The organism is Streptomyces kebangsaanensis, from assembly GCF_001906585.1.
Classification (GTDB): domain Bacteria; phylum Actinomycetota; class Actinomycetes; order Streptomycetales; family Streptomycetaceae; genus Streptomyces; species Streptomyces kebangsaanensis.
This window is the reverse complement of record NZ_JUJA01000140.1, coordinates 73,891-83,685: the sequence shown is the minus strand read 5'-3', so window position 1 is coordinate 83,685 and position 9,795 is coordinate 73,891. Positions and strand designations below refer to the sequence as shown.

Here is a 9,795-nt window from a genome sequence, read left to right as displayed (position 1 = left end):
GGCCTCGACCCGGCCAGCCGCAACCGGATCTGGGACACCGTGCGCGAGCTGAAGGAGCGGGGCACGACGGTGGTGCTGACCACCCAGTACCTGGAGGAGGCCGACCGGCTGGCCGACGGCATCGCCCTGGTGGACCGGGGGCGCATCGCGCACACCGGCTCGCCGGACCGGCTCAAGGCGCTGGTCGGGGCGCACGCGGAGGTCGTCGTCCCGCACCCGGAGGTGATGGCGCGGGCGGCGGCCGTCCTGGACCACCTCACCGGCGCCGAGCCGGTGTTCGACCACGACCGGTGCGCGGTCGGCGCGGTCGCCACCGACCCGACGCTCACCCTCCCCCGGCTGGTACGCGAACTTGACGCGGCGGGCGTGCCGTTGCTCGACGCGAGCCTGAGGCCGCCCACCCTGGACGACGTCTTCCTCCGGCTGACCGGAGGATCCCGCACGACGAAGGAGGTCGCGGCATGAGCGCGCTCACGTACGACGGCACGGCGATGGTGGGCCGGCAGCTGCGCCGGGTCCGCAACAACCCGGGCCTGGCGATCCTGACCCAGGTCATGCCCATCAACATGCTGCTGTTCTTCGGCTACGTCTTCGGCAGCGCGCTGGCGATGCCCGGCCGGGAGTACCGTTCCTTCCTGGTGCCCGGGCTGCTGGCGGCGACCGCGGCGGGCGGCATCATGACGGGGATGTTCCAGGCGGCGCAGGACACGCACCGGGGGGTGACGGACCGCTTCCGCACCATGCCGGTGAGCCGGGCGGCCGTACCCCTCGGGCAGGCGGTGGCCGACCTCGTCGTCACGGCCGTCGGGACGGTGCCGCTGCTGCTGACCGGGCTGGCCGTGGGCTGGCGGATCGAGGGGGGCGCGGCGGGCGCGCTGGGCGCCGTGGGACTGCTGCTGCTGTTCCGGTTCGCGTGCACCTGGATCGGCATCCTGCTGGGGCTGCTGACCCGCAGCGAGGAGGCGGCCGGCCAGCTGGGCGCCGCGACCTTCGTCCTGCCGCTGCTGTCCAACGCCTACATTCCCACCGGCGGCCTCACACCCTGGCTGCGGACGGTCGCCGAGTGGAACCCGATCAGCGCGGTGACCACGGCCCTGCGCGACCTCTTCGGCAACGCCCCCGTCCCCGGGAACGCCGCCTGGCCGGTGGCCCACCCCGTGGCCGGCTCCCTCCTCTGGTGCGCGGTCCTGATCGCGCTCTGCGCGCCCCTCGCCGTCCGGCGGTACGCCCGCGGGGAGCGGTGACCGGACACCGGCGACCGGCGACCGGCTGGTGACAAGGGCCCCGCTCCCGGGTCATGATCCGGCCCATGGACCGGTTTCCCCCGCCCCTGGAGGGCATCACCGTCGTCGCCGTCGAGCAGGCCGTCTCGGCGCCCTTCGCCACCCGGCAGCTCGCCGACCTCGGCGCCAGGGTCGTGAAGGTCGAGCGGATCGACGGGGGCGACTTCGCCCGGGGGTACGACACCGCGGCCGGGGGACTCGCCTCGCACTTCGTGTGGTGCAACCGGGGGAAGGAGTCGGTGGCGCTGGACCTGAAGGACCCGCGGGGGCTGGACGTCGTACGGCGGCTGGTCGCGGAGGCGGACGTGTTCGTGCAGAACCTCGCGCAGGGCGCGGCGGCCCGGCTCGGGCTGGACGCGGCCACGCTGTGCGCCGGGCATCCGCGGCTGATCGCGGTGGACATCTCGGGATACGGGGCCGGCGGTCCGTACGCGCACAAGCGGGCGTACGACATGCTCGTGCAGTGCGAGGCGGGGCTGGTGTCGGTGACCGGGACGCCGGAGCAGCCGGTGAAGGCGGGGATCCCGGCGGCGGACGTCGCGGCGGCCATGTACGCCTTCTCGGGCGTACTGGCCGCGCTGGTGCGGCGCGGCACGACCGGGCGCGGCGGGCCGGTGGAGGTGTCGATGCTGGAGGCGCTCGCGGAGTGGATGGGGCATCCGCTGCACCACGCGATGCACGGCGGCGCCGCCCCGGCGCGCACCGGTCTCGCGCACGCCGTCATCGCCCCCTACGACGCCTATCCGACCGCGGACGGCGGGCGCGTGCTGCTGTCGGTGCAGAACGACCGGGAGTGGCGGCGACTGGCCGAACAGGTCTTGGAGAAGCCGGAGTTGGGGACGGACCCGGCGTTCGCGACGAACGCGGCACGGGTCGCGAACCGGGAGCGGACCGACGCGCTGGTCGCCAAGGCGCTGGGCGCGCTCGGCGCCGACGAGGCGCTGACCCTGCTGGAGGACGAGGGAATCGCCTGCGCGCGCCTGCGGGACCTGCACGAGGTGGCGGAGCATCCGCAGCTGGCGGCCCGGGAGCGGTGGCGGGAGGTGGGGACGCCGGCCGGGCCGCTCAGGGCGCTGCTGCCGCCGATCACACTGCCGGGCGGGGCCGGGCCCCGTATGGGGGACGTGCCCGCGCTCGGTCAGCACACCGATGCGCTGCTGCGCGCCGTGGGGATGACGGACGACGAGATCGCAGCGCTGCGCCGGGACGGTGTGGTGGCCTGAGCGCGGGTCCTGGTGAACGGGCCGGAGGAACGCCGGCCGACGCTCAGTGTCCGCCGAACAGCGAGCGGCGGAGCCGGCGCAGCGGCGCGAACAGCGACACCCGGCGGACCCGTGCGCTCCTGCCCGTGCGGTCGTGCGCGCCACGCGCGGTCAGCTCGCGCATCAGCGACGTCGCCTCCGCCGTCTCGTGCTGCGGCACGGCGGGGCCGGCCAGCACCGAGAGATGGCGGTCGAGGCGTGAACTGGTCGCACTGCTCCCGCAGGTGATCGCAGGGACCCTGGCCCTGCTGCGCACTGTTATCTGCTCCATGTCACTCCCCACCCGTACGAGTCCGCCCGGCCCGGGCAGAGTAACCCTATCGTCCCCCTTGGGGCACTCGTGCAGCACGGTCACAGGATTTACCTACCCCATAAGGGGGTTGACGATTACTCTCCGAATCCGACCGTTTTCAAGGCGAGTTGGACAAACGGCTGACTGGTGGGCAGTTCTGATCCCCCGTCGGGTTCGACCGTCACGGCCAGTGACGCGGCCGACCGGGTGAGCCCCGAGACGGCCAGGGGCGTGTCACCTGCGAGAAGCCCGAGGGAGCGCGGTGGTGCGCCGGGGCGCATGAGCCAGAGCTGGTGCACCCGGCCACCGGGCGGAGTCGCGTATCCGCTCAGGGTGACCACGGCCCGCCCCTCGGAAGCGGAAGCAATCACTCCGATACTGCCGCCCCGCGCGTCCCGGCCGGTGGTGGCCCGTGCGTCGGGCGCGGCCAGAACGTGGGCGATCTCACGTGCCCGGTCCCTCTGGGCGTCCAGTTCCTCCTGGGTCCGGTTCGCCTGGACGGCGAACAGCGCGGCGACGACGAGGGCCGCGGCGGCGGTCGCGGTGGCGAACGGGACGAACAGGGGGCGCGGCCGGGGCGCACGGATGCGCGCGGGCGGCGGCTGGGTGCCCCAGACGTGCGGGGGCAGTCGGGTGGTGTGCTCGCGCGCCGGTGCGGGGTCCTGGGGGGTGGCGCGTACGGCGGCCAGGACCCGGTCGCGCAGTTCGGCGGGCGGCGGGGCGGCAGCGGACCAGGCCAGGCGTACCGCGTCCTCCGAGAGGTCGCGCACCTCGGCGTCGCACGGGTCGCACTTCCCCACGTGCTTCTCGAAGCGGATCCGTTCGGCGGGCTCCAGGGCGTCGAGGGCGTAGGGCGCTGCCAGTGAGTGCAGGTCCTCGCGGCGCAGCAGGCGGTCGAGCAGGCTCACGCGACACCTCCCAGGCACTCGCGCAGCCGGGTGAGTCCGTCGCGCATCCGCGTCTTGACCGTGCCCAGCGGCAGGGACAGCCGCTCGGCCACTTCACGGTACGTGTATCCGTCGTAGTAGGCGAGGGTGACGGACTGGCGCTGCAGCGCGGTGAGGCGGTTCAGACAGCGCCGTACCCACTCGCGTTCCAGGCCGGCCTCGACCTCCTCGGCGACGTGGTCGAAGGCGGGCGAGGCGGCGCGCAGCGCCTCGCGCTGCTCGCGTTCGCCGGCGGCGCGGGCGCTGCGCACCCGGTCGACGGCGCGGCGGTGGGCGAGGGTGAGCACCCAGGACAGGGCGCTGCCCCGCTCGGGGTCGAACCTCGCGGCGGAGCGCCACAGTTCGAGCAGCACCTCCTGGGCCACCTCCTCGGACTGGGCGGGGTCGCGCACCACGCGCCGCACCAGCCCGTAGACGGGCCCGGACACCAGCCCGTACAGCTCCTCGAATGCCTTCTGGTCGCCCCCTGCCACGAGCAGCAGAAGCTCGTCCGCCTCCACTCGTCGCCCCCTCTCCGCGGCCGCCGTGGGCCCGTCCTGTCGCATGCGGCGCGCACGGCGGGCGCGCCCTTCGAGTGAGGTACGGATCAGCGGGCCGGAAACGCGGGTCGAGCAGGGAGAAAAGAATTTTCCCGGCCGACCAATCCGGCCCGGCCCGGTCTCCGAATCCCCGGACGACAGACCAAGTTGGCACTGAGGACGGATCGGCATGACACCTTTCTCCAGTCTCTCCAAGGGCGTGGGGGGCACGCCCGGGCGCCCCGCTCCGCGGGAGGGCCACCGGGGCCTCGCCTCCCTCATCTGCGGCGCGCTGGCCGCCGGGGGGCTCGCGGCCGCCGGCGTGGCCACGCTGGAACCGGGGGAGGCCGCCGCCTCCAGCCACCGGGAGGCCCCGCTCGTCTCGGGGGCCCCGCAGTACGACAACACGGACCTGTACGCGTTCGTCAGCCCGGACCGGCCCGACACGACGACGATCGTGGCGAACTGGATCCCGTTCCAGGAGCCGGCCGGCGGCCCGAACTTCTACACGTTCGCGGACGACGCGCAGTACGACCTGCGCATCGACAACGACGGTGACGCGCAGGAGGACCTGATCTTCCGTTACACCTTCAGGACGCACGTCAAGAACAAGGACACGTTCCTGTACAACACGGGTCCGGTGCACAGTCTGAAGGACCCGACGCTGAACGTGACCCAGACCTACAGCATCGACCTGATCAAGCTGCGCCACCGGAAGCAGGTGGCCAAGACCCGGATCGCGGACGGTGTGCCGGTGGCGCCGTCGAACGTCGGCAAGGCGTCGATGCCGGACTACGGCAAGCTGCGGGCCGAGGCGGTCCACAGGGCGCCGGGCGGCGCGGCGACCTTCGCCGGGCAGGCCGACGACCCGTTCTTCGCGGACCTGCGCGTCTTCGACCTGCTGTACGGCGGGAACCTCTCCGAGGTCGGCAACGACACCCTCAAGGGCTACAACGTCAACACGATCGCGCTGCAGGTGCCGAACGACCTGATCCGCGAGTCGGAGAAGCAGCCCGTGGTGGGCATCTGGTCGACCACCCGGCGCGAGAACGCGCACGGCGGCTTCACCCAGGTCTCCCGGCTGGGCAACCCGCTCGTCAACGAGGTCGTCAACCCGCAGAAGGACAAGGACAGGTTCAACGCGTCCTCGCCGTACGACGACGCGCAGTTCCTGAGGAACGTCACCCACCCCGAACTGCCGAAGCTCATCGAGCAGATCTACAAGATCCCCGCCCCCGCCGAGCCGCGCAACGACCTCGTGGACGTGTTCCTCAAGGGCGTGAAGGACCTCAACCAGCCGCCGCACGTACGCCCGTCGGAACAGCTGCGCCTGAACACCTCGATCAAGCCGAGCGCGCACCCCAAGCGGCTGGGCGTCCTCGACGGCGACAACGCGGGCTTCCCGAACGGCCGCCGGCTCGCCGACGACGTGATCGACGCCGCGCTGCAGGTGGTGGAGGGCGAACTGGTCGGAGCGAAGAACGACCTGGGTGACGCGGTCGACGCGAACGACAGGAAGTTCGAGAAGTCCTTCCCGTACGTCGCCGAGCCGACGGCCGGTTCGCGCGGACGACTCGCCAAGGGCACGCAGAGCGGCGTGGACGTGCGCAGCCAGCTGGGCGACGCGCTGCAGCCGGCGGGGTCCTCCGGCTCCGGCGACACGGTGCTGATCGCCGGCTCGGCGGCCGCGGGCGCGGCCGGCGTCCTGCTGATCGGCACGGCCCTGGCCTGGTGGCGCCGCCGCATGCAGCGCCCGTACTGACCCCGTCCCCACCGACTGGCGCGGCCCGCGTACTCCCATCCCCCACGGCGCGGGCCGCGCCACCCACACGACCTTGGCCGTACCGGCGGTACGGCCCGAACCGTCCCGGCGACCGAGGAGAGGGCATGGCCCGGCGCGACAACCCCACCCCACCGGACCACGAACAACACGACACCGGCCCGGCGGCGCCCCCGGAACACGGCGCGGCCGCCCCCGGGCGGCACTGGCGGCGGCTGCGGCTCGCCGGGGCGGCGGTGCTGCTGGCCGTGGCGCTCACCGGTGGGGCCGTGGCCGTGGGAGCGGCGCGGGACGGGGGCGGTGCCGGGGCCGGGACCGTGGCGCCGGAGTCGCCCGGTGCGGGGAGCGTCGAGTCCTTGCAGGGGCACCTCCGGGCGCAGCCCAGGGACCACGCCGGGTGGGCCTCCCTCGGGCTCGCCTACATCGAGGAGGCGCGGACCAAGGGGGATCCGTCGCGGTATCCGCAGGCCGAGAAGGCGCTGGCGCGGTCGCTGGAGCTGGCGCCCGGGAACGACCAGGCCCTAGCCGGGCGTGCCGCGCTCGCCGCCGCCCGGCACGACTTCGCCGACGCGCTGAAGTACGCCGACCGGGCCCTGGAACAGAACCCCTACAGCGAGCGCGCCCTGTCCTCCCGTATCGACGCCCTCGTCGAACTCGGCCGGTACGAGGAGGCCTCCGAGGCCGCCGGCACCGCCGACGCCCGGCGCCCCGGCGTCCCCGTCTTCACGCGCTACGCCTACGTCCACGAGCTGCGCGGCGACGTCACCACCGCCCGCCGCGTCCTCGGACAGGCGCTCGCCGCCGCCACCTCCCGCGGCGACATCGCCTACGTCGCCACCCAGCTCGGCCAGCTCGCCTGGAACCAGGGCGACTACGAAGCCGCCCTCGGCCACTACGCAAGAGCCCTGGCCGCCGACGACACCTACCTGCCCGCCCTGGAGGGCCGCGCCCGCGCCCGGGCGGCGAGCGGTGACCGCGCCGGCGCCGTCGAGGACATGGAGGCCGTCGTCTCCCGCTTCCCGCTGCCCGGCCCGCTCGTCGCGCTGGGCGAGCTGTACGAGGCACGCGGCGCCGCCGGCGACGAGGCCAGGGCCCGGGACCAGTACGCCCTCGTCGACGCCTGGATCGCCCTCGCCCGCGCGGGCGGCGTCAACGCCGACCTCGACACCGCGCTCGCCGCCGCCGACCACGGTGACAGGGAGGCCGCCCTGCGCGCCGCCCGCGCCGAGTGGGACCGCCGCCGCACCGTGCACACCGCGGACGCCCTCGCCTGGGCCCTGCACGTCAACGGCAGGGACGCCGAAGCACTCCCCTACGCCCGGCGGGCCACGGCCACCGGCTACCGCAACGCCGCGTTCCTCCACCACCGCGGCATCATCGAGCGCGCCACCGGCCACACCGACGAGGCCCGCACCCATCTGTCCGCCGCCCTGGAACTGAACCCCGGCTTCTCCCCGCCGGGCGCCCGCGAGGCACGTACGGCACTGAAGGCCCTGGAGGCAGCACGGTGAAGCACCTTCGTCCGCTCCGCGCCGCCGCGGCCGTCCTCACCGCTGCCTGCGCGCTCGTCCTCGTCCCGGCCGCGACCGCGAGCGCCCACCCCCTCGGCAACTTCACCGTCAACCACTACGACGGCCTCGTCGTCTCCCCCGGCACGCTCCGTGTCGCCCACGTCGAGGACCTCGCCGAGATCCCGGCGACCCAGGCCAAACCCGACATCGAGCGGATCGGCATGACCGCGTGGGCCCGGCAGCGGTGCGAGAGGGCCGCGCGGGACAGCAGGCTTACCGTCGACGGACGCGATGTCGCGCTCACCGCCGTCGGCGGCCACGCGCGCGTGCGTCCCGGTCAGGCCGGTCTGGACACCCTCCGGGTGGAGTGCGAGCTGACCGCGCCGCTGCCCGAGGACGCCACCGCTGCCGTCGCCTTCCGCGGCGCGGGGGCCTCGGGCGGGCCCGGCTGGCGGGAGATCACCGCGCGCGGCGACCGTATGACGCTCACCGCGTCGAACGTGCCCAGGACCTCCGTCTCCCGCGAACTGACCGGCTATCCCGAGGAGTTGCTGTCCTCCCCGGCCGACACCTCCGCCGCGTCCCTGCGCGTGCGGCCCGGCGGCCCCGCCCTCGTCGACGACGGGCGTGACGCGCCCGCCGCCTCCGTACTGCCCCGCGGCGCCGACCGCTGGACCCGGGCCCTGGACAGCCTGGTCGCCCGGCAGCACCTCACCCTCGGCTTCGCCGCCCTCGCCCTGGTCATCGCGGTCGGTCTCGGCGCCATGCACGCCCTCGCCCCGGGCCACGGCAAGACCGTCATGGCGGCGGTGGCGGCGGCGCGCGGCGGCCGGGCCCGCCTGAGGGACGTCCTGCCGCTGGCCGCCTCGGTGACCGTCACCCACACCCTCGGCGTGATCGCCCTCGGCCTGCTGGTCGCCGCGGGCTCTGCGGCGGCGCCCTCGGTGATCGCCTGGCTAGGCATCGCGAGCGGCGTCCTCGTCACCCTGGCGGGCGCCAACCTCGTACGCCGCGCCTGGCGCAACCGCGGCCACTCGCACGGACACGGGCACAGTCACGGACACGGGCACAGTCACGGACACGGGCACAGTCACGGGCACGGGCACGGGCACGGCCACGCGCACGCGCACACCCACGACCACTCCCTGGAACACACCCACGGCGGCCACACCCACACCCACCCCACCGCCCCCACCCTCCGCGGCACCCTCCTCCTGGGCTTCGCCGGCGGGCTCGTGCCCAGTCCCTCCGCCGTGGTCGTCCTGGTGGGCGCGGCGGCGCTGGGCCAGGCCTGGTTCGGGCTGCTGCTCGTCGTGGCGTACGGCGTCGGGCTCGCCCTGACCCTCACCGCCGCGGGCTTCGCCGTCGTCAAGCTGGGCAGTGGCATGAACCGCCTGCTGGACCGGCGCCCCCGCTGGGCCGCGGGCCCGATGGCGGCCCTGGTGCGCAGGACCGCACCGCTCGGCTCGGCGTTCGCCGTCGTGGCCCTGGGCGCCGGATTGATGCTCAAGGGGGCGGCATCCGCGCTGGGTTGAGCTACTTTGAGGGAGAACGTCACGCCCACTCACGCGCAGTGCAGACATCGTCCGGATGCGAATGGGGGCGCCGGTGTCCGGAGAACCGGGCCGAGAACGTGTGATCGCGGGCCGCTACCGGCTGCTCTCCCCGCTCGGCGAGGGCGGCATGGGAACCGTGTGGCGCGCCCGCGACGAGGTGCTGCGCCGCGAGGTCGCCTCCAGCGCCGCCGCCTGCACGGGCGTCGGCAACAGCCTGACCTGCACCACCAGCTTCACGATCACCGATCGTAGACACCCGTACGAGCGGCCACTGCACGTTCCCGCCTGCTCCACCGCACCGAGTGATCACCCGACCACATGTTCGGTTACCTCACGGACAGCCCTCCGCCGCACCCGGGCGTGAACGCCCGGGGCTCCTCGCAAGAAGACTTTGAAGAGCGGCGAGGTGTCCGATCCGGGGTGGAGGACGCTGTCGTTCCCCTCGGGAGCGGGACGTCCCGGCGGGACACGGTGCGGGTCACGACGTACGCGCAGGACGGGACGTTCGAGAACGCGGTCAGTGTCGAGGTGCGCTCGCCCGTGCGGGCCGTCTCGAACGCGGTGCCGTTCTCGGTGACGTGTGTGACGGAGACCCCGACGGGCGGGGCCTCCGCTTCGGGTACGGCTTCCGCCTCTCCCTGAGGGG

The 9,795-nt window shown here is 74.1% G+C and carries 8 protein-coding genes and 2 pseudogenes; 7 read left to right on the top strand and 3 right to left on the bottom strand.

Annotated features, from left to right (window positions below; all coding sequences use genetic code 11):
• The 3 genes and pseudogenes from RH94_RS44025 to RH94_RS20585 form a co-directional block, all read left to right on the top strand.
• Positions 1-465: pseudogene (locus RH94_RS44025) on the top strand (daunorubicin/doxorubicin resistance ABC transporter ATP-binding protein DrrA); the annotation flags it as partial.
• Positions 462-1,244, top strand: a complete 783-nt coding sequence (locus RH94_RS20590) for an ABC transporter permease (RefSeq protein ID WP_073948986.1) — start codon at positions 462-464, stop codon at positions 1,242-1,244. The pseudogene RH94_RS44025 and the gene RH94_RS20590, both read left to right, overlap by 4 nt.
• Positions 1,245-1,309: 65 nt before the next feature.
• Positions 1,310-2,506 (top strand): CaiB/BaiF CoA transferase family protein, encoded by a 1,197-nt coding sequence (locus RH94_RS20585; RefSeq protein WP_073948985.1) that lies wholly within the window; start codon positions 1,310-1,312, stop codon positions 2,504-2,506.
• Between the two features lie 43 nt (positions 2,507-2,549).
• On the opposite strand, the gene RH94_RS20580 is transcribed toward RH94_RS20585, so the two are convergent.
• The 3 genes from RH94_RS20580 to RH94_RS20570 form a co-directional block, all read right to left on the bottom strand.
• The gene (locus RH94_RS20580; protein WP_073948984.1) at positions 2,550-2,816 is read right to left on the bottom strand and encodes a hypothetical protein; all 267 of its coding nucleotides are present in this window, start codon (positions 2,814-2,816) and stop codon (positions 2,550-2,552) included.
• A 116-nt stretch (positions 2,817-2,932) separates the two neighbouring features.
• Positions 2,933-3,745, bottom strand: coding sequence for an anti-sigma factor (locus RH94_RS20575; RefSeq protein ID WP_073948983.1), 813 nt, complete (start codon positions 3,743-3,745; stop codon positions 2,933-2,935).
• Positions 3,742-4,329 (bottom strand): sigma-70 family RNA polymerase sigma factor, encoded by a 588-nt coding sequence (locus RH94_RS20570; protein ID WP_267893383.1) that lies wholly within the window; start codon positions 4,327-4,329, stop codon positions 3,742-3,744. The genes RH94_RS20575 and RH94_RS20570 overlap by 4 nt, the downstream gene beginning before the upstream one ends.
• Before the next feature lie 163 nt (positions 4,330-4,492).
• On the opposite strand from RH94_RS20570, the gene RH94_RS20565 reads away from it, so the two are divergent.
• The 4 genes and pseudogenes from RH94_RS20565 to RH94_RS46730 all read left to right on the top strand — a co-directional run.
• Positions 4,493-6,064: a DUF4331 domain-containing protein gene (locus RH94_RS20565; protein ID WP_073948981.1), complete on the top strand. Its 1,572-nt coding sequence runs from the start codon at positions 4,493-4,495 to the stop codon at positions 6,062-6,064.
• 125 nt (positions 6,065-6,189) lie between these two features.
• Positions 6,190-7,593 carry a tetratricopeptide repeat protein gene (locus RH94_RS20560; RefSeq protein ID WP_234425908.1) on the top strand — a complete coding sequence of 468 codons (1,404 nt, stop codon included), beginning with the start codon at positions 6,190-6,192 and terminating at the stop codon, positions 7,591-7,593.
• On the top strand, positions 7,590-9,128 hold the full coding sequence (locus RH94_RS20555; RefSeq protein WP_073948980.1) for a HoxN/HupN/NixA family nickel/cobalt transporter: 1,539 nt from the start codon (positions 7,590-7,592) through the stop codon (positions 9,126-9,128). The genes RH94_RS20560 and RH94_RS20555 overlap by 4 nt, the downstream gene beginning before the upstream one ends.
• Before the next feature lie 61 nt (positions 9,129-9,189).
• Positions 9,190-9,327: pseudogene (locus RH94_RS46730) on the top strand (serine/threonine-protein kinase); the annotation flags it as partial.
• Positions 9,328-9,795: the final 468 nt, after the last annotated feature.

Bases quoted from the DNA above. Each gene is read 5' to 3' on its own strand.
- RH94_RS20570 (WP_267893383.1), bottom strand. From the start codon at position 4,329: ATGCGACAGGACGGGCCCACGGCGGCCGCGGAGAGGGGGCGACGAGTG.
- RH94_RS20560 (WP_234425908.1), top strand. From the start codon at position 6,190: ATGGCCCGGCGCGACAACCCCACCCCACCGGACCACGAACAACACGAC.
- RH94_RS20590 (WP_073948986.1), top strand. From the start codon at position 462: ATGAGCGCGCTCACGTACGACGGCACGGCGATGGTGGGCCGGCAGCTG.
- RH94_RS20580 (WP_073948984.1), bottom strand. From the start codon at position 2,816: ATGGAGCAGATAACAGTGCGCAGCAGGGCCAGGGTCCCTGCGATCACC.
- RH94_RS20585 (WP_073948985.1), top strand. From the start codon at position 1,310: ATGGACCGGTTTCCCCCGCCCCTGGAGGGCATCACCGTCGTCGCCGTC.
- RH94_RS20565 (WP_073948981.1), top strand. From the start codon at position 4,493: ATGACACCTTTCTCCAGTCTCTCCAAGGGCGTGGGGGGCACGCCCGGG.